This is a genomic window from Nocardia sp. Tas62D01 (assembly GCF_055232035.1).
Genome location: NZ_JBUYUZ010000001.1, coordinates 3,089,924 through 3,113,289, shown reverse-complemented (window position 1 = coordinate 3,113,289; position 23,366 = coordinate 3,089,924). Strand labels below are relative to the sequence as shown.

Annotated in this window: 19 protein-coding genes; 9 read left to right on the top strand and 10 right to left on the bottom strand. The window is 67.5% G+C overall.

Features of this window, described 5'->3' with window-relative positions; all coding sequences use genetic code 11:
* Window positions 1-129: 129 nt before the first annotated feature.
* From ACV7NQ_RS15255 to ACV7NQ_RS15245, 3 genes are all read right to left on the bottom strand, one after another.
* The gene (locus ACV7NQ_RS15255; protein WP_463365680.1) at window positions 130-510 is read right to left on the bottom strand and encodes a DUF3054 domain-containing protein; all 381 of its coding nucleotides are present in this window, start codon (window positions 508-510) and stop codon (window positions 130-132) included.
* Window positions 511-638: 128 nt separating this feature from the next.
* Window positions 639-1,718 carry a lysylphosphatidylglycerol synthase transmembrane domain-containing protein gene (locus ACV7NQ_RS15250; RefSeq protein WP_463360260.1) on the bottom strand — a complete coding sequence of 360 codons (1,080 nt, stop codon included), beginning with the start codon at window positions 1,716-1,718 and terminating at the stop codon, window positions 639-641.
* A gap of 4 nt (window positions 1,719-1,722) precedes the next feature.
* Window positions 1,723-3,243 (bottom strand): adenylate/guanylate cyclase domain-containing protein, encoded by a 1,521-nt coding sequence (locus tag ACV7NQ_RS15245; protein ID WP_463365679.1) that lies wholly within the window; start codon window positions 3,241-3,243, stop codon window positions 1,723-1,725.
* A gap of 251 nt (window positions 3,244-3,494) precedes the next feature.
* On the opposite strand from ACV7NQ_RS15245, the gene ACV7NQ_RS15240 reads away from it, so the two are divergent.
* From ACV7NQ_RS15240 to ACV7NQ_RS15225, 4 genes are all read left to right on the top strand, one after another.
* A complete protein-coding gene (locus tag ACV7NQ_RS15240) occupies window positions 3,495-4,676 on the top strand; it encodes an AI-2E family transporter (RefSeq protein ID WP_463365678.1) in 1,182 nt (393 codons plus the stop codon).
* Window positions 4,654-5,832, top strand: a complete 1,179-nt coding sequence (gene macS / locus ACV7NQ_RS15235) for a MacS family sensor histidine kinase (protein WP_463360259.1) — start codon at window positions 4,654-4,656, stop codon at window positions 5,830-5,832. The genes ACV7NQ_RS15240 and macS overlap by 23 nt, the downstream gene beginning before the upstream one ends.
* A 164-nt stretch (window positions 5,833-5,996) precedes the next feature.
* Window positions 5,997-6,629 carry a response regulator gene (locus ACV7NQ_RS15230; RefSeq protein WP_463365677.1) on the top strand — a complete coding sequence of 211 codons (633 nt, stop codon included), beginning with the start codon at window positions 5,997-5,999 and terminating at the stop codon, window positions 6,627-6,629.
* A 233-nt stretch (window positions 6,630-6,862) separates the two neighbouring features.
* Entirely contained in the window at window positions 6,863-7,528 is a 666-nt protein-coding gene (locus ACV7NQ_RS15225) for a DUF1707 SHOCT-like domain-containing protein (protein ID WP_463365676.1), read from the top strand.
* A 28-nt stretch (window positions 7,529-7,556) separates the two neighbouring features.
* On the opposite strand, the gene ACV7NQ_RS15220 is transcribed toward ACV7NQ_RS15225, so the two are convergent.
* Complete coding sequence (locus tag ACV7NQ_RS15220) at window positions 7,557-8,747, bottom strand: helix-turn-helix domain-containing protein (RefSeq protein ID WP_463360258.1); 1,191 nt, start codon at window positions 8,745-8,747, stop codon at window positions 7,557-7,559.
* A gap of 325 nt (window positions 8,748-9,072) precedes the next feature.
* Here ACV7NQ_RS15220 and ACV7NQ_RS15215 point away from each other — a divergent pair, with 325 nt between their 5' ends.
* Window positions 9,073-9,531: a hypothetical protein gene (locus ACV7NQ_RS15215; protein WP_463360257.1), complete on the top strand. Its 459-nt coding sequence runs from the start codon at window positions 9,073-9,075 to the stop codon at window positions 9,529-9,531.
* A 60-nt stretch (window positions 9,532-9,591) separates the two neighbouring features.
* Here ACV7NQ_RS15215 and ACV7NQ_RS15210 read toward each other — a convergent pair whose 3' ends face one another.
* A complete protein-coding gene (locus ACV7NQ_RS15210; RefSeq protein WP_463365542.1) occupies window positions 9,592-10,656 on the bottom strand; it encodes an IS110 family RNA-guided transposase in 1,065 nt (354 codons plus the stop codon).
* A gap of 439 nt (window positions 10,657-11,095) precedes the next feature.
* Here ACV7NQ_RS15210 and ACV7NQ_RS15205 point away from each other — a divergent pair, with 439 nt between their 5' ends.
* A complete protein-coding gene (locus ACV7NQ_RS15205) occupies window positions 11,096-13,000 on the top strand; it encodes a DUF2339 domain-containing protein (protein WP_463360256.1) in 1,905 nt (634 codons plus the stop codon).
* Between the two features lie 66 nt (window positions 13,001-13,066).
* Here the strand turns inward: ACV7NQ_RS15205 and ACV7NQ_RS15200 are convergent, their stop codons facing one another.
* Genes ACV7NQ_RS15200 through ACV7NQ_RS15180 form a run of 5 tightly spaced genes read right to left on the bottom strand, consistent with a single transcriptional unit; the run spans window position 13,067 to window position 19,251 of the window.
* Window positions 13,067-13,381, bottom strand: coding sequence for a putative quinol monooxygenase (locus ACV7NQ_RS15200; protein ID WP_463360255.1), 315 nt, complete (start codon window positions 13,379-13,381; stop codon window positions 13,067-13,069).
* Window positions 13,382-13,408: 27 nt separating this feature from the next.
* A complete protein-coding gene (locus tag ACV7NQ_RS15195; protein WP_463360254.1) occupies window positions 13,409-16,309 on the bottom strand; it encodes an MMPL family transporter in 2,901 nt (966 codons plus the stop codon).
* Entirely contained in the window at window positions 16,309-17,037 is a 729-nt protein-coding gene (locus tag ACV7NQ_RS15190; protein ID WP_463360253.1) for an NYN domain-containing protein, read from the bottom strand. Before ACV7NQ_RS15190 ends, ACV7NQ_RS15195 begins: the two co-directional genes overlap by 1 nt.
* Complete coding sequence (gene trmB, locus ACV7NQ_RS15185) at window positions 17,037-17,846, bottom strand: tRNA (guanosine(46)-N7)-methyltransferase TrmB (RefSeq protein WP_463360252.1); 810 nt, start codon at window positions 17,844-17,846, stop codon at window positions 17,037-17,039. Before trmB ends, ACV7NQ_RS15190 begins: the two co-directional genes overlap by 1 nt.
* 58 nt (window positions 17,847-17,904) lie before the next feature.
* A complete protein-coding gene (locus ACV7NQ_RS15180) occupies window positions 17,905-19,251 on the bottom strand; it encodes a lipase family protein (protein ID WP_463360251.1) in 1,347 nt (448 codons plus the stop codon).
* Between the two features lie 180 nt (window positions 19,252-19,431).
* Between ACV7NQ_RS15180 and ACV7NQ_RS15175 the strand changes: the two genes are divergently transcribed.
* The 3 genes from ACV7NQ_RS15175 to ACV7NQ_RS15165 all read left to right on the top strand — a co-directional run bounded on the left by ACV7NQ_RS15175 (window position 19,432) and on the right by ACV7NQ_RS15165 (window position 23,175).
* Window positions 19,432-20,214 (top strand): SDR family oxidoreductase, encoded by a 783-nt coding sequence (locus tag ACV7NQ_RS15175; protein WP_463360250.1) that lies wholly within the window; start codon window positions 19,432-19,434, stop codon window positions 20,212-20,214.
* A 119-nt stretch (window positions 20,215-20,333) separates the two neighbouring features.
* Complete coding sequence (locus tag ACV7NQ_RS15170) at window positions 20,334-21,497, top strand: hypothetical protein (RefSeq protein ID WP_463360249.1); 1,164 nt, start codon at window positions 20,334-20,336, stop codon at window positions 21,495-21,497.
* Window positions 21,484-23,175, top strand: coding sequence for a hypothetical protein (locus ACV7NQ_RS15165; RefSeq protein ID WP_463360248.1), 1,692 nt, complete (start codon window positions 21,484-21,486; stop codon window positions 23,173-23,175). The genes ACV7NQ_RS15170 and ACV7NQ_RS15165 overlap by 14 nt, the downstream gene beginning before the upstream one ends.
* Window positions 23,176-23,366: the final 191 nt, after the last annotated feature.

Sequence of the window (23,366 nt, the reverse complement as noted above, 5' to 3'; positions counted from 1 at the left end):
TGCGGCCGTCGCCTTCCTCTGAATGCGGGGCCTGACCAGGCGACCTCATTGGGGTACACCATGCGCACTTGCGAACGATGTTTTAATGGTGCGCACAGTCGGCGGGGCAGCGGCGGTTCGACTCGGGCGCTAATTCATTGCCTTGACCGCCGCTCGCCAGCCGAGCAGGAACAGCGCGAGCACCGTCGCGGCGACGAGAATGAAGCTGAATGCCGTGCCCTGGCCGCTGATCATCCGCAGCAGCATGCCGCCGCAGAGCGTGCCGAGCCAGACCAGAACTCCGGTGGGCCACAACGCGGTTGCGTCGAACCCCGCGGCGCGTCCGGTCTCACCGAACATCCGGCGCGCCACCACCACGGCCACCACCCACCCGACGCCGAGACCAATTGCGAACGGCCACACCGTCTTCAGCAACCCGGTGAGTACCGCCTCGTCATGACTGCGCCTGCCGATCGCGCAGAACAGTATCACCAGCAGTGCATCGACCACCAACGGCACCAGTTTCTTCACGCGCGCAAGCGTAATCGCGTGCCCCCGCCGCACCGATCGCGACACCTGGCCCGCGCAGTAGCTCGTCATCAACCCGACCACCACTCTCTGTCTTACGAGCGGCCCGTTCCGCCGCAGGCGCTGCCAAATTACAGGCGGCGTTGCTCGAACTCTTTCTCGAATTCGGCGTCGTCGTCGTGCCGGGTGCGGGACACGAGCAGGAAAATCGTCCAGCCAACGATCGCGACCAGGATGAAGCTCACCATGCGGTATGCGAACGCGGCCGCAACGGCTTGCGAAGCGGGCAGTCCGGCGGCGGCCGTCAGACCGTAGATCAGCGTCGCGTCCACATAGACGATGCCGCCGGGGGCGAACGGGATCGAGCCGACAGCCTTACCGGCGGCGAATGCGATCAGCAGACCGGCCAGCCTCGGATCGGCGCCCACCGCGTAGCAGGCGAAGCCGAGGCCGGCGACGTCGGCGAACCTGTGGACCAGCGCCCACCAGGCGACCCAGGCGCCGTCGCGCTTGCCCAGATCCACCGATTCCAGCTGGGCCAGGATTTCGGCGACCTTGTTCATGCCCTGGTCGGCAGGGCGTTTGCGCAGCCGGTTTATCAGCGCGACCACCCGGCGCAACACCGCTTCCAGCGCGCCAGGATGCTTCGAAATGTAATTGCCCGCCCACACCAGCGCGACCACCCCGGCCAGCGGCAGGATCAGCTTGAACGGCCCGACTTGGTTGCCGACCAGCAGCGCGCCGCCGACACCGAGTAGCGCAAGGCCGGTGGTGGCGATGACGCCGGAGATCACCAGCTGCCACGAGGCGACGATCGGGCTGGCGCCCCAGCGGCGCATCTGTCGATAGGTGAAGGCGGTGGAAAATACCTGTCCCGCTGGTAATGTCACCGACATCGCGGTGGCGCCGTAGACGACCGCGACCGATTGCCGCTGGCTGACCTCGACACCGCCCGCGTGCAGCAGTTGTTTTTGCAGTCTGCCGAATCCGCTCATCGACAGCGCCTGCATCCAAATACAGGCGGCAACCCAACTCCAATGAATTTCGGTGAGATTCCGCCAGGATTCATGTAGCCGGGGCCAGAGGTAGTAGCCCTCGCCGATCAGCAATGCCAGCAGTGCGACGCCGAGAACCCATTTGACCCACCAGAATTTGCTGCGGCCGGTCTTGTGTGTCGACAGTCGCGGTGGGGGCTCGCCGTTGGCCGTCACGAGGTCAGCCTAACGAACCGGCCGTTTCGCTGTCTGCATCGGCATGCGGGTCGGCGCCGTCGTTCGGCCAGGCCAGGAGAGTTTTTCTGCGTCGTCCGCGCAGCTGTACTTCGTCGCCGGTTTCCCAATAGTCCTGCTCACTCTCATCGGCGAAATACAGCGCGCTGCCGGAGGCGAGGACCCGCCCTTGCTGATCCTTGGCCAGCTCAGTCAGTCGCGACGCTTCATTGACCGGATCGCCGATCACCGTGTATTCGAAACGGTTCGCGGCGCCGATATTTCCGGCGACGGCGAGGCCCGCGGATACGCCGATGCCGATATCGAGTCCGGGCACCTCCCGCAGGGTTTCGCGCAGCTCGCGGGCGGCGGCCAGCGCGGCGGTCGGGGCGTCGGGACGGTCCAGCGGGGCGCCGAAGATGGCCAACGCGGCGTCGCCGACGAACTTGTTGACGAAGCCGTGGTGGCGGTCGATAATGTCGACGACGATCCGGAAGAACTCGTTGAGCAGGCTGACCACCTCGGTCGGCGGCCGCTCGGCCGCGGCCGCGGTGGAGCCGACCATATCGACGAACAGCACCGCGACGAACCGGGTCTCGCCGCCCAGCTCGGTGCCGTAGTCGAGGGCGCGCTGTGCCACTTCCTCGCCGACATGCTGGCCGAACAGCTCTTGGAGCTGACGGCGCTTGGCGGCCTCCTCCATCATCCGGTTGAAACCGACCTGCAGTAGCCCGATTTCGCTGCCGTCGAACACCTCGACCTGGACATCGCGGGCGCCCTCCTGCACCCGGTCGATGGCCTGGCTGAGCTGGCGCACCGGGTCGGAGATGCTCGATCCGGTCAGCATTGACAGCGCCAGCGCCTGCATGATCACCACGCCGCACAGCAGCAGGATCGAAATGGCCAGCGACTGTGCGGAGAATTTCACGTCCGAGGAAATCTGGGTGACGCACAGCAGCACGATGGCGATGGTGGGGGCGAAAGTGCCCATGCCCCAGGTCATGCCCATTCTGGTGCCGACGCCGGGGGTCAGCGTGTGATCGAAGGCGCCCTCGGTCAGCGCCTCGGCGGCCACCGGGCGCAGAATCCGTTCGCCGAGCATGTAGGTGAAGCCGAACACGATGGTGGCGGCCATACATTCGGTGACGATCACGGCGGCGGCGAGCTCGGGCGCGTCGACGATGATGGTGGCGGCCAGGATGGCGCCGCCAACCAGCCACAGCGTCAGGTGCACGATCGCCTGCCGCAGCGGGGCGTGCAGTGCGGCCATCTGTTCTTGCCTGCTCGGTGGTCCGCCACGCATCTGCCAGCGCATCACCGGACGCAGCATCAGCGCCGAGGAGGCCAAGCTGAGCAGGCCACCGGTCGCGAAGACCAGGACCGGGATCAACAGGCCGGTGCGCCTGGCGCCGGCCGATTCTCCTTCGGGGACGGGGAGCCCGTACTGGATGAACGCCCACACCAGAACCGCGCCGAAGGCATTGGCCAGCAGCATCGATGTCAGGTACAGCGGCCAGCGCGTTCGCATGGTCTGTTTGACCGCTTCCAGGGGCGCTGACACGATCACCAATCTAGCGTTTCGATCATCTGAGCATGTTCGGCGGCGCGGTCAGGCCAGTAGGCGGCTGCCTCGCTTCGCTCGGCCCGGCGCGGGCTATGCGCGGACGCTGTCCGGCCGTGCCCATTAGGCTCTCGAAGGTGACCGACCCGAAGGTAAGTTCTCCGCGGAAGGGCACCGCAACCCGCTCTCCCGCGGACGCCGTGCACCCCCTCGTTCGGATGACCGCGGAGTGGTCCTGGCGGCTACTGGTCATTTTCGCTGTGGTGCTCGCGATTTCCGCGATTGTGCAGAAGCTCGCGACCGTGGTGATCCCACTTGCCATCGCACTGCTGGCCGCAGGATTGCTCGCGCCGCTGGTGGATTGGATGCAGCGGCTCGGGGTGCCGAGGGCCGTGGGGGTTTTCGTCGCGCTCGCCGGGTCGCTAGGTTTGGTCGCGGGCATCATGACCTTCGTCGTCGAGCAGTTCATCGCCGGTGTGCCGCAGCTGTCGGACGAGATCACCCACAGCATCCACCAGATTCAGGATTGGCTGATCAACGGTCCGGCGCACCTGAGCAATGACCAGATCCGCAATGCCGGTGACACCATCGTCAAAACGATCCGGTCCAATCAGGACAGTCTCACCAGTGGTGCGCTGACCACCGCGACGGTGATCGGGCACATCCTCACCGGGACCTTCCTGACGCTGTTCATCCTTATCTTCTTTCTCTACGGCGGCGACCAGATCTGGGAGTTCGTCACCAGGATCGTGCCGACACCGCATCGGCAGAAGGTGCGCACGGCCGGGCGACTCGGGTTCGGGACGTTGGTCGGATTCGTGCGCGCCACCGTGGCGGTGGCGGCGGTGGATGCCATCGGCATCGGTACCGGCCTGGCGATTCTGGGTGTGCCGCTCGCACTTCCGCTGGCCTCACTGGTGTTCATCAGTGCCTTTATCCCGATCATCGGCGCCTTCCTCGCGGGCACCGTCGCGGTCTTCATCGCCCTGGTCACCAAGGGGCTTGTCACCGCGCTGATCGTGCTCGGCATCATCATCGCGGTGATGCAACTGGAGAGTCATGTGCTGCAGCCGTTGCTGCTCGGCCGGGCCGTCAGTATTCATCCGCTGGCAGTGGTGCTGGCCATTACCGCGGGTCTCGTGCTCGGCGGTATCGCGGGTGGTCTGCTTGCCGTGCCGTTCGTCGCGGTGATGAACACCGCGATCCGGTCGCTGCTCGCCGACAGCCCGGAGGAGATATTCGAGGAATTACAGACCGGCGAACCGGGCAGGCTGTATGCCGCCGAGCCGGACGAACCCGATCCGGGCCGATTCGATGTGGCGGCGATGGCGGTCGAGGCGGCCGAACGCGAGCAGACCGAGTCCAGGGACAAATCCGATGACGCGGCCCCCAGAGGCTGAGTTGAGCGCGGCCGACGCGGCGACCGCACCGCTGTGGCGGGCGGCGCAAGCGCTGCGGCTGGTGACCCTGCTCTACGCGGTGGGGCAACAGATCGCGTCGGTGTCGTATTACCAGAATCAGCGATTGAGCTGGGTGCTGGTCGCGCTGATGGCGGTGTGGTCCGGTGCGTCAGCGCTGATGCTGTCGGCGTGGCATTTTCCCGATGTGGCGCGGCTGCGCCGGTGGGTGGTGGTCGGGGACCACGTCGTGGTGATCGCGCTGATCGCCTCGACCCGGCTGGTCGCGGATTCCGGCTGGTACCACGGACATCAGACGTTGCCGACCACATTGTGGGCCGCCAATGCGGTGATCTCGGCCGCCATTCTGCATGGCCCGGTCGGGGGTGTGCTCTCGGGCGGCCTGATCGCCGCGGTGATCGTGACGGTCCGGGAACAGTGGGGCCAGGACGTATGGGCCGATGCGACGGCGCCGGTATTGGTATCCATCGGCTTGGCGCTCGGCCTGGCCGCCAACACCGCCCGCCGCGCCCAAGGTCAGCTCGAACGCGCCACCCGGCTGACCGCGGCCGCCGAAGAGCGCGAACGACTTTCGCGTGAGGTGCACGACGGTGTGCTGCAGGTGCTCAGCTACATCAAGCGACGCGGCGGCGAAATCGGCGGTCCCACCGAAGAATTGGCGCGCCGCGCCGGGGAACAGGAAGTGGCGCTGCGGGTATTGCTCTCCGAGCAGGGCGGTCGCCCGGATGCCGGTGGCGCGGATGTCGATCTGCGTCCGCTGCTGACGGTGCATGCGACGCCGAAGGTGTTCGTCTCGACTCCCGGACAGCCGGTGCTCGTCGGGCGGTGGACCGCGCAGGAGATCGCGGCCGCGGTGGCGACCGCGTTGTCCAATGTCGTCCTGCACGCCGGGCCGGACGCGAAAGCGTATGTGCTGCTGGAGGACACCGGGGACAAGCTGATCATCAGCGTGCGCGACGACGGTGTCGGAATACCCGCGGGTCGGCTGGCCGAGGCGGAGGCCGAGGGGCGCATGGGGGTGTCTCGATCGATCGTTGGCCGGATCGCCGCGCTCGGCGGGGCCGCGGACTTGCTCACCGAGGCCGACGGTGGGGTCGGCTTCGGCACCGAGTGGGAATTCCGGGTGCCCCGTGGGTGAACCGCTCGTCGGGCGGAGGCGAGTCGAAGGTGGGAGCGCCCAGGCGGGATCTGGCACCATCACTTTCGGACGAGTCCGGCAGGCAGCGGCCGGTTTCGACAGGTGGGCGACGGCACAGGAGGTGCGACGTGACCGATAGTGATGCGGCCGAAACTGTTTCGGTGATGGTTGTGGATGACCATCCGATGTGGCGCGATGGGGTCTCCCGGGATCTCTCCGAGGCCGGGTTTGTGGTGCTCGCCACGGCGGACGGGGTCGGGGCGGCCACCCGTCGCGCGGCAGCCGTGCGCCCTACCGTCGTGTTGATGGATATGCAACTGCCCGATGGGAACGGCGCGCAGGCCACCGCCGAGGTACTGCGGGTCTCCCCGGCCAGCCGGGTGCTGGTGCTGTCCGCGTCGGCCGAACGCGACGACGTGCTGGACGCGATCAAAGCGGGCGCCTCGGGCTACCTGGTGAAGAGCGCGTCGGTCGCGGAACTGATCGAAGCCGTCCGCGCGACCGCCGCCGGGCAGCCGGTCTTCACGCCCGGCCTGGCCGGCCTGGTCCTCGGCGAATACCGCCGCATGGCCACCACCCCCGCCGAACCGGACGAACCGCACCGACCCGCACTGACTGAGCGAGAAACCGAGGTCCTGCGCATGGTGGCGAAGGGTCTGTCCGCCAAACAGATCGCCGTCCGCCTCAACCTCAGCCACCGGACCGTGGAAAACCACGTCCAAGCCACCCTCCGCAAACTGCAACTGGCAAACCGCGTGGAGCTCACCCGCTACGCAATCGAGCAGGGGCTCGAATAGCCCCCGCACTACCCCTCGCCGAGTGGCACATGGCTGCGGCAAAACGCGAATAGGCCTCTCGATGGTGTGCCACTCGCGGAGAGTCATACAGCGGCGGATATGCGACTGGCGGAGGACGGGTGGGGTGCGGGAATCCGGGATTGCCCTGATGCGGTGGGTGGGTTGTGGTCGGTAATCTCGAAATCATGGGCGGACCCGAATCGGTTTCACAAGGTGCCGGCGCCGGCGATGTCGTGGGTGACCGGGAGCTGCGCGTCTCCGACGCCGAGCGCGAGCACGTCGGTCAGTTGTTGCAACGTGCGGTCGGTCTCGGGATGCTGTCGCTCGGGGAGTTCACCGAGCGGATGGACACTGCGCTGGCCGCGAAGACCCGCGGCGAACTCAATGCCGTGCTCATCGATCTGCCGGGTGTTCGGCTGGTACGGCAGCCCGCCGCGCCGCCGTCGACTTTTGTGAATGCCGCGAACTTCATCAATTCCGCGCGGCCGTTCACGAAGCGGCCCCCGTCGCCGGGGCCACCGGTCGCCGCGCCCGGCAATGTGATCCGCAGCCGAATGTCCGGTGTCAGCCGCCGCGGTCCCTGGCAGGTCGCGCCGACACTCCATACCAACAACTGGCTGTCGGGTGTCACCCTCGACTTCACCGAGGCGATCATGTCCACCCAGATCGTCGAGCTGCGTGTGGACGACTACTGCAGTTCCCTCACCCTGATCGTCCCCAGCGAAGCCACTGTCGACCTCAACGACCTCGACCTCATCGGCGCCAGCGTCAACAACAAGGTCCGCACCGGCCCGCCCTTCGGCCCCCTGCACCTGATCGTCCACGGCAGGGTCTACTTCGGCTCGGTCACCGCGAAGCATCCGTTCATGACGAATTGGCGTCGGCTGATGGGGAACTAGCTGCTCGTCGCGGCCGACACCGGTGTGCTCAGGTGTTGACGCCGATGCGACGGGCGAAGGCGCGCAACGGGACTCGGCGGTCGTGATCGAGGAGTTCGGACACGATGTGGCGGGGGAGGGACTGGTACTTGATCCAGTCGGGGCCGCCGACGCGTTCGGCGTTCAGCAGTGCGTCGAGGGCCCGCCTGTGTTGGCCGGTGCGTGTCCAGGCGACCGCGGTGTCGGTGAGGTGGCGGGCGTGGGAGGTCTGGGGGAGGCCGCAGTTGGCCGGCATGTCCTTCGCGGCGGCCAGTGCTTCCGGATAGCGTTCGGAGGACACGTTGACGTCGACGGACTGCATGACGACCTGTGAAGGGCCGAAATAGGTTTCGTAGTCGCGGCGATCGCCGCCGATGCGCAGCGCGACCTCGCCCGCCGCTTGGATGAGAGTTAGCGCATCGGGGACGTCTTGTGATCGGCCCGCCGCGGTCGCGCCCTGCAGAACCAGGGACCCATAGGCGGACAGGTGTGCCGGGGTTTCCTCGCCTTCGGGTTCGAGGCTCGCGGCCGCGCGCAAGGCGACGCGGCGTGACTCGTCATACCGGCCCTGCACCAACAGCTGCCAGGCGACCGAGCCGCGAATCGTGGCCAGCAGCAACGGATCGTTGCCCTGCTCGGCCGCCGCGAGCGCCTGCCGGATCGCCAGGAACGCCGGGTCGGTCTGGCCGAGGTGCACCAGCGTGCAACCGGTGACCCAGTACATCCGGGCCAGTAGCTCGTTCGCGGGCGCGACCGTGCCGTTGCGCGCGGCATGCACCGTCGCGCGCAGCTGGGTCAGCCCGGACGGCAGGATCGAGGTGAGCAGTTCGTAGCGGCCCGCCCAGTACGCGCCCCACGCGTAATCGACCGCGCGACTGCCCTCGTCGAAGCCGCCGGCCCGCTCCTCCGGGGTCTCGCCGAGCAGATCGTCGACGGGCGTGAGTGCCCTGCGGATGGCGACGATGCCCGCATCGGGATTTCCGGACGGAATGCCGTGGCGCTTTCCGACCAGATCGGAGATGTCGACATCCAGCGCGCGCGCCAGTTTCTGCAGGCTGGCAATCGAAGCGGTCTGGCGGCCACCCTGTTCGAGTTTGCGCACCAGATCCACGCTCACACCGGCCTGGTCGGCGAGTTGGCGCTGGGTGAGCGTCTTTCCGCGGAACAGCCGAATCCGAATGCCGATCGACGAATCGTCCATGAACCTAAATCCTTTGTTACGTCCACGTTTCAGAGTACGACGCTAAATCATTGCGCTCATCGAAAGTGGGACATTACGTACGACTAGTTCACCTCCGGTTGGAATACCGTTGCCTTTCTGCAACTTTGAAAGCAAAGGGCGGCGGCAATGACAATCATGCCGAATACCACCGTGTGGGCTCCACGCGCCGATCGCGCGTCCGAGCCGCGGACTCTTTCTGATCGACCCGCACGCCACACCCAGCGTGTTCACGAACAGCACGGCCCGCTACGCCGAACCGCCGCGGTCCCGCTGCCGGCTATCGGATTCGGTGAGGAGTAGAGCCATGTTCGAACGCTGTCACTCTCCCCACGAGATCGCACACCTGCTGCGCCATCAGTACGGGCTGCCGGTGCAACTGCTCGCCGGCCGGCCCATGATCACCACTGGCTCCATCCTCGGCGCCGTGGTGATGCCCCCTGAGTTGGGCGGCAAAGTCCTTGCCACGCTTGATCGCACCTTCACGGCCCCCGTGGTGGCCGACCCCGGCGAGCGCACCTGGACCTTCCTGGTCGCACCCCCCAGCCCGGCGAACCCGGTAGATATCTCCGTCCGCCGCCGCCTGGCCGGCTACCAGGTCACCGTCATCCCCAGCGGTCGCCACGTCCTGCTTCCCACCACCGATTCCCAGCTCGGCTGGCACTGGGCGGGTGAACCAGCCCCCGGCGTACTACGCATGCCACCCCGCTCGGCGGTCATCAACGCCGTCCACCAGGTGACCACCATGCCAGCCCCGGCCATCTGAATCCAACCGGCCGCGACCGGCTCCCACCCGAATCCCGGGTGGGGGATGCTCCTATGGATGTCAAGTGGTGATTTGGGCGGGTTCGGCGGTGATGAGCTGGTAGAGCTCGCGGGCGATGTAGCGTTTGAGGCAGCGGATGATTTCCTTCTTGGACATGCCTTCTTTGGTACGCCGTTCGGTGTAGGCGCGGGTGCGTGGGTCCCAGCGCAGTCGGCAGAGCGCGACGCGGTAGAGAGCGGCGTTGGCGTGGCGGTCACCGCCGCGGTTGAGGCGGTGGCGGTTGGTTTTGCCGGAGGAGGCGGGGATCGGGGCGACGCCGCAGAGCATGGCGAAAGCGGCCTCCGAGCGTAGCCGGTCGTGGTTCTCGCCCGCGGTGACCAGTAGTTGGCCGGCGGTGTCGGTGCCGATGCCGTTGGCGGCGACCAGTTTTGGGTTGATGGCGGCCACGAGCGGGTCCAGCAGTTCGTCCAGATCGGTGATCTCGATGGTGAGTTGCTGGTGGCGGCGGGCCAGCGAGTGTAGCGCGATCTTCGCGGCGGTGACCGGTGTCGCGGCGTCGGCGCGGTCGGGTCGTAGTCCGGCGCAGGTGGCGATCAGCTTGGTGACCGACAGTCCGCGCAGCCGCCCGCGGAGTTCGTCGGGGGCGGTGACGATCAATGCCTTGATCCGGCGTTGTGCATCCGCGCGCTGGTCGATCGCCGAGCGGCGGGCCACACGTAGGTTGCGGAGAGCTTCGATACGGCCGTCGCGTTGTTTCGGTGTGCCAGTGCGGTTTTCGGCCAGAGCGGTCTTCGCGGCGTGAATCGCGTCGATCGGATCGGACTTGCCCTGGAACCGGCGAGTCTTGCGGTCGGGACGATCCACCTCCACCATGTCGAGGCCATGACCGCGCAGAACATGGGCCAGGCCGGCACCGTAGACCCCGGTGCCCTCGACACCGACCCGGACCAGGCGCCCGAACCCTTGCATCCAGGCCAGCAACGCGGCGTAACCGGCCGAATCAGCGGGGAACTCGGCGGTGCCCAGCACCCGCCCGACCAGATCGGTCACCGCCGCGGTGTGAGTGTCCTGGTGGGTATCGACGCCACCGGCGACCTCGATCATGGTGGCGGGTTGGTGTGTAATGAAAGGCATAGTCGTCCTGTTGCTCATGTCAGTGGGGGGCAGGGCGGCACGCACCAGCCGGGCAACGTGGACAAGACAGAGATGGGGCCTGTGGCCAGGCTCCTATGAAGTCACAACGCCACACCCGGTGAGTGCACATGAGTACCTCCCGCCCGGGCCGACAGATCCCGTTGAGGACCCCGAGTCAGTCAGGCGGTGGGTCAGACCCCCGGCGGGAGGTACTCACCTACATCCTCTCTGTCAGTCGGCGAGGTCGTCCGCTGTCACCCCGCCGGCGATCCGCCAGGGCCGCATCGACTGTCGCGACGGTCCTCGACGTCCCAGGATCTCGGCCGCCTCGGCAAGTAGGTCATCCGCGGTCGGCAGGCCGGGTAGATATTGCTGTATAGCGGGGGTTTCTACTCATGCTCGGACGGGGTGCGCGCACGAGCATGGGGTTATGACTACATCTATCGATCCGGCGCTGATTTCGCGGTTGTCGGGAGAGTTTGCTGCATTGGGGACGCAGATGGGTGTGCTGGGGCGGGATCTGGAGTTGTTGCGGACACAGGTGACTGCGGGTTCGGTTGCGGCGCCGGGTGTTTTGACGACGGATTCCAGTGCTGGTGCCGAACCTGTGCGTGCGGAGGAATCCGCGCGGGTTCCGGAGCCGCCGTCGGGACCGGTCGCACCGAATTCGCCGCTGCCGGGTATGCGGCCACCTCATCCGCCGGTGCGGCGGAAACCGGCTGGGCCGCACACGCCGTGGTGGCAGCAGGAGGGGATGATCAGCCGAATTCTGGCGGTTGCCGGAGTGTGGGTGACGCTGATCGGTGTCGTGATGCTGCTGGTGCTTGCGGCGCAGGCAGGTCTGTTCGGGCGGGTGCCGAGAGTGATGGCTGGGGCGGTGTTCGCTGCGGTGTTGGTAGGTGTCGGGGTTCGGGTGTTCGGGCGCGCCGGTGGGCGAGTTGGTGGAATTGCGTTGGCTGCCACCGGTATTGCTGGTGCTTATCTGGATGTTGTTGCGGTGACGGCGATCTACGGGTGGCTGTATCCGGCGCTCGGACTTGCGGTGGCGCTGGCCGTGGCCGCGGGTGGGGTCGCGTTGGCGATGCAGTGGAAGTCGCAGCCGCTCGCGGTGCTTGTCGTCGCGGGTGCGGCGGTGTTGTCGCCGGTGGTGACGACCGAACTGGTGCTGCTGGCGTTCCTGATCGTGTTGCAGCTGGCGTGTGTGCCGGTGCAGTTGGTGCGGGACTGGCCATTCCTGCATGCAGTGCGCACGGTGCCCGCCGTGCTCGCGACGCTGTTGGCAATCGCCGTGGCCGCCTTCGACCCTCCGGCGCGGGACCAGGTGTACTGGCTGCTCACGGCCGCCATCGCTATTGCGCTGGTCGGACTGGTCGGGAGTGTCCTGGTCGTGCGTCGACGGCCTGGGGATATCACCGCCACGCTGGCTTTCGGACTGGCAACGGTGCCGCTGCTGGCCGTGCCGGTGCTATTCGAACGGCATTCCGGCGCTGTCATTTCGGCGGTGTTCGCGGCAGTGCTCTTGCTCGTGGCCTCGGCGCCGATGGCGCCGAAACTGCGTGAGCTGGTGCGGATTCCAGGCCATGTCGCGGTGGTCGCCGCTGTCACGGGTTCATTCGCGCTCTTGGAGGCGTGCATCGGAGTGACCGAGGTGCAGACGCTGCCGATCTCGCTGTTGCTGGTAACGATCGGCTACCACGGCGTGGCCGGACAGCAGCGGTCCCGGGTCATCGCTGGCATCGCGACGGCATTCGCGGCGCTCGGTGCGCTGGTGTACCTCGACACCGTGAATCCGGAAACGCTTGCTACCCAACGCTTCGCGGAATCGGTCCTGGGAATATCGACGGCATTGGGCGCGGTGCTCGCGTTGGCGGTCGTCGCGGTGGCCGTATGGTGCGTTCGCCGGCTTTCGGGCACGACCGGCACCACTGCATCGATCCTGTGGATCCCCGCGAGCGTGGTCGGCCTGTACGCGGTAACGGCCGCAACGGTGTCGATCGGTGTCGCCACCGGCCTGCCTGACGGCTTCGTCATCGGACACAGCGCTGCCACCATCCTGTGGATGGCGGCCGCCACCGCCGCACTGCTGTTCGGACTGCGTAACCTTTCCCGCTCCGCCGCGGTCGCCAAACTGGCACTCGGCTCCGGGCTCCTCGTCACCGCCGCGGCCCTGGCCAAACTGTTCCTCTTCGACCTCGCTACCCTCGACGGCCTGGTCCGAGTCGCCGCCTTTCTGATGGTCGGCATACTCCTGCTGGTAGCGGGCACCCGCTACGCCCGCGCCTTCGCCGAAGCCGGTGGGACGAAGCAAGATTCGGGCAACACCGCAGCCCACTGACCGAACGCGCGGCCGTACACCCGTTGCGCGGCCCGTCTTCGGTGCGTCTGGGCCGGAGGGGTGAACTTACTGTGCCGGAGGGATGTCGCTTGCCGGGGTGTACATCTGGACCTCGCGCGTCACGACCAGTGGCATCACCCGAGCAAGGCCGATCTCGCGGAAGTGGTCGGAGGCTCGGTGTGCGGCGAAAGCGGCGTCGTCGACGTACTTTTCGATGCTCACGTAGCGCTCGGGCTGTTCGACGGAGTGGAACAGGTCGTAGGACAGGCAGCCCGGTTCCGTGCGGCATGCCTCGGCCAATGCCTGGAGGGCGTGGCCGAATTCGTCGGCGTCTTCCGGACTCGACGAAACGTCGGCAATGACGAGCACATAGGAACTCACCGCACCCACCCTAGGCGAGGGCCGTGATTACTCCTGGTCCCGGCGGCGCAGCAGTTCATTGACACTGACGGTGCGGCCGTCGCCGCCATGATGGCGGCCTTCGTCGGGCTTGCCGGTGCGGCGGCGAGAGGAGCGCAGTTCGGCCATCCAGTTTTCGATGGTGCTGCGGCTGGTGTGCGGGCCGTTGTCGGGGTCGCCCGGTTCCGCCGGGGGCGGCTCCGGAGCGGCGTGATGGGTCGGCCGCTCGGGCGGCTCGGGCGGCTCGGGTGCGGACGAAGCCGGCGCGGACAAAGCCGGCGCGGACGGCGCGGGCGCCGGTGTGGCCGGGAGCGGCCGCGGCCGAATGGGCTCGATCGGCACCTGGACCGGAGGCATCGGCCTGGGCGTATTCGAGTCGGTCGGTGCGGTCGGTGCGGTCGGCGTGACTCGGGGTCGGGCCGGGGCGGGCGACGTCGGGTCGGGGGTCGGCAGGGGCGCGTTCGAATGGGACGGGGTAGCGCGCGGCCGCGTCGGGTCCTGCGACATGGGGGCGGGATTTGCCCGTGGCCGCGTCGGGTCGGGTGACGTGGGCGCGGTCCGGGGCGGCGCGGGCGCGACGCTGTCGATGCGCTGCGTTGGGGCCTCGGCTTCGATTTCCTGCACCGTGCGCGGACGGCGTGGCGACTTCGGAAGCTGGTGCCCCTCGGTCAGCGCGGGCATCTGCATGGTGACCGGGTCGGTGATCGGGGTGGTCTTGACCAGGTCGACGACCTCGCCGCCGCCGGGCCGCTCGTTGTCGAGGATGGGTTCGCCGAGACCGATCTTCTGCTGGACTTTCTTCATCCAGGCCGGCGCCCACCAGCAGTCGTCGCCGAGCAGCTTCATGGTCGCGGGCACCAGCAGCATGCGCAGGATGGTGGCGTCGATGAACAGCGCCGCGATCATGCCGTAGGCGATGTACTGCATCATCACCAGGTCCGAGAACGCGAACGCGCCGGTGACGACGAGCAGGATCAGCGCGGCGGCGGTGATGATGCGACCGGTGTGCGCCGTGCCGATGCGCACGGCCTCGGTAGTGGAAGCGCCCTGCGCGCGCGCCTCGACCATGCGCGACAAGAGGAAGACCTCATAGTCGGTGGATAGGCCATAGATGATCGCGATGATCAGCACCAGCACCGGCGACATGATCGGCTGCGGTGTGAAGTTCAGCAGGCCTGCGCCGTGCCCGTCGACGAAGATCCAGGTCAGAATGCCGAGCGTCGAACCCAACCCGAGCGCGCTCATCAGCGCGGCCTTGATCGGCAGCACCAGCGAACCGAAGGTCAGGAACATCAACAGCGTGGTTACCGTCAGAACCAGCGCGATCATCCACGGCATGCGCTGCAGCAGCGCGTCGATACTGTCCTTCTGGATGACGGGCTGGCCGCCGACGTACATCGTCACGTTGTCAGGGATGGCGATCGACCGCAGATATTCGATGGTCGGATCGGCGTTCTGCGAGTCCGAGAGCGTCGCGTTGGTGCGGTAGACATCGGGTTGCGTGTTCGATTTCGTCGGTACCTCGAAACTGCCTGCGAGGCCGGGTGCTTGGTTGGCTTCCTTCCACACCGTGCCGACCGCGGTGCTGTCGTTGGAGATGAACACCAGCTGGATCGGGTCGGATTTGCGCAGCGGGAAGATCTGGTCGAAGTTCGCCTGCGCCAGCCGAGTCGGGTTGTCCGGGGGCAGGTATCGCTCGTTGATGCCGCCGAAGGCGAGGTCCTTGACCGGAATGATCAGCAGTAGGAGGCCGATGCAGATCGGGATGGCGAGCTTGAGCGGGTGCTTCATCACCCATCGGGTGATCTGACCCCAGAACCCGTTCTCGATCTCTTCGGTGGTCTTGGTGGTGCGGAACCGCTTGAGCCCGAACATGTCCACGCGCGGGCCGAGGATGCTCAGCATCGCGGGCAGGATGGTGATGGCGGTGAGCGCCGCCAGCGACACGGTCGCGATGGTTCCGTAGGCCACGGATTTGAGGAAGCCCTGCGGGAACAGCAGCATGCCGCCGAGGCTGGCGATGATCATGGTCGCGGAGAACACCACGGTGCGGCCCGCGGTCATCACCGAGCGGCGCACGGCCGCGCGGGTGTCATAACCCTCGGCGAGTTCCTCTCGGAAACGACTGACTATGAATAGGCCGTAGTCGATGGCCAGGCCGAGGCCGATCATCGAGACAACGCCCGCGACAAACGAGTTCACCTCGGTGAACTTCGTCAGGAACATGATGATGCCGTTGGCGCCGATCACCGTCAGGCCGCCGACGACCAGGGGCAGTGCGGCGGCGACCAGGCCGCCGAAGATGAAGAACAGCAGTACCGCGACGGCGGGGATGGCCAGCATCTCCATCCGCTTCTGGTCGCTGGCGATGGTGTCGTTCAGCGTGCCTGCGACTGCTTGCAGGCCAGCCACCTGCACATCGACGCCCGGTATGTAGAAGGCGTCCTTTACATTCCGGAAGTTCCGCACCATGGCTGTGTCGTTGTCACCGACGATGGCGATGGAGGCGAAGGTGTGCTTCTTGTCCTTGGACCCGAAGATCGAGGGAGAGGCCGGTCCGGTATCCGTTTGCCAGTACGCCCCGTTGACCTTGCTGATCTCGTCCGGATATTTGCGCGGCAGACTGTTGAGATTGTCGAGGATCTTCTGCTTGAACTCTGGATCATCGATCGTCTTGCCGTCGGGTGCGGTGTACAGCACGATCACGTCGCTGGTGTGATCGCGTCCGAAGGCCTGATCCGAAATCTGCGCGGCCCGCGCGGATTCCGACGTAGGATCATCCCATCCGCTGGAGCTGAGGTGGTTCTCCAGGCCGAGGCCATTGGCGCCCAATCCCAGGAGTGCGGCCACCACCACGCCGATAACGGCGAAGCGCAACCGATAGACCAGAGCGCCCCAGCGTGTGAACACTAAGCGACTCCTTGTGCGGGGCGAGAGGTGAGCAGTGCCGACAGCGGCCGAAACGGTTGCAGCCAAGCACCCTCATCGGGCAGCGATTCGAGGCTCACCCGGGGCAGCGGTTCACGGAACACGCCCGGTATGTCCTCGAGGTCGATGAATTCGAGGGTATCCGAAGTGACGGCCCAACTCGCGTGCTCGCGGAAGCCGAGCACCTGAACGGGGATGCCACGGGCCGCGAGTTCTTCGAGCGGTTCGCGAAACGCCTGGCCGTCGGCGGAGGCGACCATGATGCCCGCCAGCCCGGCGCCGCGGCTGCGTAGCTCGATGTGCGCGAGCATGTCCGCGTCGACATCGGAGTCCTCGTCGATCTTGGGCTTCGCGAACACCGCATAGCCGACATTGCGCAGCGCCTCGACCCACGGACGGACCACATCGGCGGTGCCATTGGCGATATTGGTGAAGACGGTGGCTTCGGGTTCCACCCGGTAGGTGCCGCCTACCGATAGTTCGGCGGTGCGCGCGAGCAGCCAGCGGCCGAGAGCGTCGAAACGGGGCCGGTAGGCGGCCGTCGGGCGGCCGCCCAGAATCGCGCCCAGACCCATATCGAGATTCGGGGCGTCCCAGACGAGCAGGACCCGACGGACATCCGGCGCCGCGCTGCCGAGAATTTCCGGTCCGGTTCCATGCACCTCCCCGGCAACATCCACGACCTCGGAAGCCATCTCGCTGACGCTCATCATTCGATCTTCTCCCATATGAACTCGGTGATGGCGCTGCCAACGCGATGTGCCTTGCTTTCGAATTTGGTGACGGGCCGTTCGAAGCCGATCGGCGCGGTGTGCCGATGGTCCGCGCTGACCCCGCCTGTGGTCTCGTTCAGGCCGATGAGCTGGGGTTCTGCGGCGCCGACTTCGGCGATGCGCTCAGCGTAGTCGGCGTGATCGGTGGCGACATGCAACACGCCGCCCGGGCGCAGCCTGCTGGCGATGAGGGTGAAGGTGGTGGGCTGCAGCAGCCGCCGCTTGTGGTGTCTCGCCTTCGGCCACGGGTCCGGGAAGAAGACCCGGACGCCGGTCAGCGACTGCTCGGCAATCATGTTTTCCAGCACATCGACGGCGTCGCCGCGCAGCAGCCGGATGTTTTCGATGGTCTCCCGCTCGATCCGCTGCACCAGTTGGGCGAGGCCGGGCTTGTAGACCTCGATGCCGATCAGGTTCAGGTGCGGTTCGGCCTGTGCCATGGTGGCGGTGGCGGTGCCTGTGCCACAACCGATCTCGATGACGAGGGGGGCCTCACGACCGAACCAGGCAGCGGCGTCCAGCGGTTCGTCGACGACCTCGCGTCCGATGCGCGGCCAGGTGCGCTCCCAGGATTGCTGCTGGGTCGCGGTCAGGGCGCCGCGCCGCAAGCGGAAGCTCGTGACGCGGGGGTAGAGACGGGAGGCGGTGCCTCGTCGGCGTTCTTCGTCAGCCGGCGCCGGCGCTGTGGACGGCGGTTCCGGAACTGACTCGGCAGTGTGGTTCGCGGCGTCGTTCACGGCGTCCATTGTCCAGCATCGAATGATCAGCGCAGCAATCGACTGCGTGGTGGGCGTTGCGGCGGGGTTAGGCGGCGCGTACGCGGGGGATTCGGGACACCAGTGCGGTCTCCTGCGTGAGCGGTCGCCCGAGCGCGACCTTCGCCGCGGTCGTGACCATTTCCAGCAGACCGCGCAGTCCGGCCGGTGAGGCCGCGACCGACCAGACCGTGCGGTCGCCGACGTCGCTCACCGGTTGCCCGGCGAGGCGGTCGGCGAGCCAATCGAGGCTGATCGGCGTGGCGAGCGGCAGCAGCGAGAAGTGCTCGCTGAGTCGATCGCGGACATAGGTGACGGTGGCGCCGCCGCGTCGGTAGCGCTCCACCTGGGCGTCGATGCCGTCCATGTGGATGATCTGGTCGTGGATCGGTTGCACCACCAGCAGCGGGCAGGTCGGTGTCGCTTGGCCGAGGCGCAGGTCGTCGAGCATGGCCCGCAGTTCGGGGCTGCCGAGCACCTCGTCGATCGGGCGCGAGAGGTAGGTGCCGACGTCTTTCTTGGACAGGCCCACGATCGCCGCGAACGGCGTCGCATGTTCGACGCGTGCGATCAGACGGTGCCCCTCGGGACTCAGCTCGGCGTCGAATACGGCGCCGAGGGCGGGGTAGAGCCGCCGCAGCACCGAGATGACGATCGCGGGCAGGCCCGTGTAGCGGCCACCGTTGAGGCGGAGAAACACCCGGCCCGGGTCGCCGACCGGCGCACCGAGCACCGCGCCGACGATATTGATCTCCGGTGCGTACGTCGGCGCCATCTCGACCAGCCACGAACTGGCCATGCCGCCACCCGAATACCCCCACACCGCGACCTGGGTGTCGGGGCGCAGGCCGAGTGGCGTGAAGTTCAGTGCGGCGCGAATGCCGTCGAGCCCGCGATAGCCAGGTTCGCGTGGGGCGCCGAAGTTTCCGTGCGGGCCTTCGTGGTCGGCGATGGTCACCGCCCAGCCGCGGCGCAGTGCGTTCGCGACGAGCAACCACTCGAGTTGGGTGACCGAGCCGATCGCGTGCGAGCCGCGGCGCAAAGCGTAGGAGGGCGAACACCTCTCGGCGACCGAGTCCATCGCGGTCTGAAATGCCAGCAGCGGGCGGTCTTCGCTGGGGTCGGCGCCCTGCGGCAGCAGCACCGTGGTGATCGCGACCTCCGGTGTGCCGTGCATATCGCTGCTGCGGTACAGCAGCTGCCACGCCGAAACCTTTTGCGACACAACGCCGAGCAGGGCGAGATCGACCTTGCGGCTGCGCAGGAGGGTGCCTGCCGGCTTGGCGGCGAATCCCTTCGGCGGGCGGAGGAACGGATCGTTGCTCGGCAGCAGTGGCATGCGGTCGATCCCCTGGTTCGGATCCGGGCCGACAACGCTGATGACGTCGACGGTCATCCCAACCTCCTCGTCGAGCCCCGCCCATGGGTTGAACTCGTGTCCGTCGGCCGACTCTCCACTATCGAAAAGCGAAGCTGCGCACCGACTATGGTGCCGACCATTACTGCAGAGTAAGTCACCGGCTGTATGTCTGTGAACTCCACGGTCATGCCCGTGGCACGGCACTAGACTGCCCGCATGAGCGGACCGACAGTGTTCATCACCGGTGCGGCGGCCGGTATCGGCCGGGCGACAGCGCTGCTTTTCGCTGCGCACGGGTATCGCGTCGGCGCCTACGACGTCGACGAAGTGGGCCTGACCAGGCTCGCTGGGGACATTACCGGCTCGGGTGGCAGTGTCCACACCAGCGTATTGGATGTGACCAACAACACGCAGTGGGCCGAACGGCTCGCGGAGTTCCACGCCGACGCGGGCCGGTTGGACATCCTGATCAACAACGCGGGCATCCTGCGCGCGGGCCCGTTCGAATCCATCCAACTTGCGACGCATCAGGCGATCGTCGACGTCAATCTCGGCGGCGTCATCAACGGCATCCACGAGGCGTTTCCATTTCTCCGGGACACGCCTGGCGCGCAGGTGGTGAATCTGTGTTCGGCGTCGGCGATCTACGGCCAGCCCGAGCTCGCCAGCTATGGCGCGACCAAGTCGGCGGTCAAAAGCCTCACGGAGGCACTGGATCTCGAATGGGAGCGGCACGACATCCGGGTCATCGCGGTGTGGCCGCTGTTCGTGGCCACCGCGATGGTAGAGGGCGTCGAGACGGCATCGACCAAGTCGCTCGGTGTGCGGCTCACCGCCGAGGACGTCGCAACGGGGATCTGGGATGCCACCCGCAAGCGCGGACGGCTGCCAAAGGTGCACTACGAAATCGGCACGCAGGCAAAGGTGCTCGCGACCGTAGCCAAGTACGCGCCGAACTGGGCGGTGCGCACCGGGAGCAAATACTTCAGCGGCAGCTGAGCGGTCAACGCCGTCTTCCGGGCCGGCGTCTGACAGAATTGCGCACCGTAAAGGGGGTGTGCAGCTATGTCAACAGCCACCGAATCCGATGGGCCGATGAGCGAGCGGAGCGAGCGAACATGAACACAGCTCCCCCGGAGTGCGGCGGAACCGAGCGCCACCGAGGTGGAGGCGCGATCCGACCGGGCAGACCCGCGCGTGAGTTCGACCAACTCGACCATCTGATTGCCATGTTGCGCGCCGGGGGCGGCAGTGACCCGAGGATCTCGGGCCAGGTCGGCGCGGTCGTGGCGCAGTGGCGTAGGCCGCCGCGCATCCAGGTGACCGGTCGCACGCATTCCGGCCGCAGCACCGTGTTGCACGCGTTGGCGCTGATGTCCGCGGTGGAGACCGGGCCGGTGGACGAGCCGGGCCTGCCCGACCCGGAACTCGACGCCGACATCGTGGTCTACGTGCTGTCCGGCGCACCACTGCCTGCCGACCGCCGGGTGCTCGGTGCATTACCACCGGAGCGGACCGTCGCGGTGTTGAACAAAGCCGACGCGATCGGGTCGCGTTGGGGCGATGCGGTGGTCGCCGCCGAGCAATACAGCAGGGAGCTGGGCATTCTCACGCTGCCGGTAGTCGCCTCGCTGGCGGTGCGCACCAGGGCTGGTGTGGTGACCGATGCCGACCTGGAGACATTGCGCAGGCTGGCCGCCACAGCGGACCCCACGCTCACACTGTCGCCCGACCTGTTCACCTCGCCCTCGGCCGGACCGGACGTCGCCGAACGCGAGCAACTGCTGCACCGCTGGGATCTCTACGGCGTGAGCTGCGCACTCATCGCGCTGCGCCACGATCCGGAGCTCGCCCCGCATGCGCTGTTACAGATACTGCACGCGGCGAGCGGTATCGATGCGCTGCACGGCCTGCTGCACCGCCGCTACGAGCAGGTCTCGGCGCTGCGCGGCGGCGAACTCCTCGACGAGGTGGCGCGCCTGGCCGCACGCGCGATCCCCGGTGACGGCGGCAATGCCCGAGACGTTCTAGAGGACTACCTCTTCGGCGACGACGCGCTGTGGCTGGGTCTGTGTGCCGGATTGGCCTGCCCCGACGTTTCCCATCTGGCCGCCGGATATCCGTCCCCGGCACCCGACGACGCCGACGACGCCATGGCCAGGGCCGCGCGCTGGCGGGCGGTCATCTGCAGCGATATGTCGCCCGCGGCCCGCCGCGCCGCCCTGCGCGTGCACAACGGCTACGTCCGGCTATGGGAGCGGATGAGCAGTGCCGGACTCTGATCAGCCGGACGCGGCGTCGCCCACGCCGGACGCGGCGCCGCCCACGCCGGACGCGGCGCCGCCCACGCCGGACACGGCGCCGCCCACGCCGGACATGGCGCCGCTGACGTCCGCTCCTTCCGTACCGCCGCTCGGTTCGACGCGTACGCCCCACGCGACTGCGCACCTGCCGGGGTCGGCGTCCGCCGCGGCGCCGCTGACACCGGATGTCGAGGCGGTGGTGGCGCGGTGGAACCCGCAGGGCATGGCCTTGATGCGAGCCGTGCTCAGCACGGGAGCGGCGTCGGCGGTGACGCTGATCGGGCCCGATGACGCCAACACCACTCTGCTGCGTACGGAACTGGCCCGGTTCGAGCCGCGCGTCGATCTGTCCGATCCGGTGGCCGACGGGAGTGCGGCGGTGGAAACCACCTCGCCGTCGGGGGCCGCGCCTGCCGCTGTCGCGCTGATCCTGCTCGACGCGGGCAGCACGCTCGGCTCCGACACCCTGCGGCTGGTGCATCGGCTGCGCGCCGACGGCACCCGAATTCTGCTCGCTATGAACGGCATTCACGCCTACCAGGACTGGCGCTCGGTTCGCGCGCACAATCTCGAACTGCTCGCCGCGCAGGGCGCCGCGGATCTGGACATCGTGCCGTTCTCGGCGCGGCTTGCGGTGGCGGCCAGGGCCGGCGGCGACGCGAGCCTGCTGGATCGCTCGGGGCTGACCGCGCTGCACGCCGAACTGGCCGCGGCGACCGCGGGCGCCGAAGCCGCGGGCGATGGCAGGCTCGCGGCCGTCACCACCCGCGTGCTGGCCGAAACGCGCCAGCGAGTGGTGGATCAGGTGGCGGCCCTGCGCTCCGGCACCGAGCTCGCGCGAACGCGGGAGGAACGGGCCACCCTGCTGGCCGGACGCGATGGCGGGCGAGCCACTGGCCTGTCGACGCTGCGCGGTCAGCTGCACTTGGCTCGCGTCGACCTGATGACCGACGTCGGCGCCCAGGTCCGGGCGCTGCACACCGCCGCCCGCGGCGAACTCGATCGACTCCGCCCGTCCCGGCTCGGCGACTACCCGGAACGGTTGCAGCAGGCGGTCACCGAGTTGACCGGCGTCGCCGACGCCAAGATCGAGCATCGCCTCGCCGACCTCGCCATGCGGATCGACGTCTCCAACGGCGAGCACGGCATGCCGCCACGGCGGCGCGATCCCGCACCTCGGGTCGGCCCGGATCCGGAACCACGGCACCGGGGTGTCGAAGATCACCTCATGATCGCGCTGGGCGCCTCGGCCGGTGTCGGCCTCGGTCGACTGCTGGTGTCACCGCTCGCATTGGTGCCCGCGCTGGACTTTGCGAGCGTGCCCGTGACGCTGTTGCTCGGCGCGGGCGCAGCGGGCTGGGTGGTGCGTGCGCGCGGGCAGATGGCCGACCGCGCGCACGTCAGGCAGTGGGTGTCCGACGCGCTGGTCAATGTGAAAGCCCAGTTAGAGCAGCGGGTGGCCACCGCGCTTGTGGAATCGGAGACCGCGCTGGCCGATCGCGTCGTGCGCGCGAGCACCGCGCGAATGGTCGAAACGGATCGGCGGGTGGCCGAATTGGAGGCGCGGCTGCGCCGGACCGCGGCCGAGCAGCCGGGTCAGCTCGCGGCTTGCGAACGCGACATCGAGATCATCGAGCGGCGGATTTCGTCGGTCTAATCGGGGTAACCAGTGGGTACTTGATTGGGAGCCCCGATTCCGTACCCGTCGTCACATCGCGTTAACCTCTTATCAGGAACCTGGGCGTCCGCTTCGTCCGTGTACGCCGTCCAGCCATGGCGCGCTTTCTACTGGTCGTAGCGGGTGCCATCCCGCCAACGGTGGCGCTCGGTGTGTTCGCGCTGGTCATG